Origin of the sequence: Burkholderia sp. Se-20378 (assembly GCF_017104665.1) — a bacterium.
GTDB classification, from domain to species: Bacteria; Pseudomonadota; Gammaproteobacteria; order Burkholderiales; family Burkholderiaceae; genus Burkholderia; species Burkholderia lata.
Genome location: NZ_JAAGPG010001050.1, coordinates 1 through 1,510, shown reverse-complemented (window position 1 = coordinate 1,510; position 1,510 = coordinate 1). Strand labels below are relative to the sequence as shown.

The 1,510-nt window shown below is 68.2% G+C and carries 2 protein-coding genes; both read left to right on the top strand.

The window, feature by feature from the left end:
• Positions 1 to 1,138, top strand: a 1,138-nt coding sequence (locus G3N93_RS40055) for an ABC transporter substrate-binding protein (protein WP_206135530.1), incomplete at its 5' end; no start/stop codon positions are given.
• Between the two features lie 40 nt (positions 1,139 to 1,178).
• A partial coding sequence (locus G3N93_RS40050; protein WP_206135529.1) for a branched-chain amino acid ABC transporter permease occupies positions 1,179 to 1,510 on the top strand: 332 nt, incomplete at its 3' end.

Genomic DNA, 1,510 nt, shown 5'->3' with positions numbered 1-1,510 from the left:
GGCGGCGCTCGCTGCCGCATGGGGCTTGTCGACGGGCGGCGCGCTCGCGGCGGGCGTGTCGGGCGAGCCGGTGGTGATCGGCGTGAGCGGGCCGCTCACGGGGCAGGATGCGCAGTACGGCGAACAATGGAAACGCGGCTTCGATCTCGCGCTCGACGAGATCAACGGCAGCGGCGGCATTCACGGTCGTCCGCTCGCGGTCGACTTCCAGGACAGCCGCAGCGACCCGCGCCAGGCGGTGGCGATCGCGCAGAAGTTCGTCGCTGATCCGCGCATCGCGATCGAGCTGGGCGACTTCTCCAGCGCGACGTCGATGGCCGCGTCGCCGATCTACCAGCGCGGGCAGCTGATCCAGTTCGGCTTCACGAACTCGCATCCGGACTTCACGAAGGGCGGCGACTATCTGTGGAGCACCGCGCTGAGCCAGGCCGAGGAGCAGCCGCTGCTTGCGCGCTACGCGGTGAAGGAGCTCGGCTTCAAGCGGATCGCGGTGCTGTTCCTGAATACCGACTGGGGCCGCACCAGCAAGGACATCTTTGCGAAGGCGGTGGCCGGGCTCGGCGCGCAGGTCGTCGCGGCCGAAGGCTATCAGCCGACGGAGAAGGATTTCCGCTCGACGCTCGTGCGGATCGGTGCATCGAAGCCCGATTCGATCGTGCTGATCTCGTACTACGCGGACGGCGCGCAGATCGTGCGGCAGGCGCGCACGTCGGGCGTCACGCTGCCGATCGCGGCGGTCGGCTCCGTGTATTCACCGAAATTCCTCGAGCTGGGCGGCGCGGCCGTCGACGGCGTCTATACCGAGTCGAACTTCTTCCCGGCCGAGCCGCGACCCGAGGTGCAGGCGTTCGTGCAGCGTTATCGCGCGAAATTCCATGCCGATCCCGACTCGTTCGTTGCGCGCGCATACGACGCGCTGATCCTGTCGGCCGAGGTGCTGCGCCGCTACGGCACGACGCGCCAGGCCGCGCACGACGGCTTCGCGAAAATCAGCGACGTGCCGAGCGTGATCTTCGGCAAGGTGCGCTTCGATCCGCAGACGCGCCGCGTCGCAGGCGCACGTACCGTGTATCTCGTCGTGAAGCAGGGGCAGTGGGCGCTGTGGGACGGCGCAAAACCGCAGCTCGCCGCGCGTTGAACCTGAACCTGAACAGCATGCACGCAACGGACGCATCGTGATGGCTTCCTGGCTCGACTACACGCTCAACGGCCTCATCGTCGGCAACATCTACGCGCTGCTCGCGGTCGGGCTCGCGCTGATCTTCGGCGTGTCGCACCTGATCAACTTCGCGCACGGCTCGGTCTACATGGTCGGCGCGTTCATCGGCTGGCTGTGCCTGACGCGCTTCGGGCTGCCGCTGCCGGTCGCGCTCGCGGCAGTCGTCGTCGGCTGCGGCGCGCTCGGCGTCGCGATCGAGCGGATCGGGCTGCGGCCGCTGCGTCACGCGGCACGCATCGCACCGCTGCTCGCGACGATCGGCATCAGCTTCATTCTCGACCAGCTCGCGCA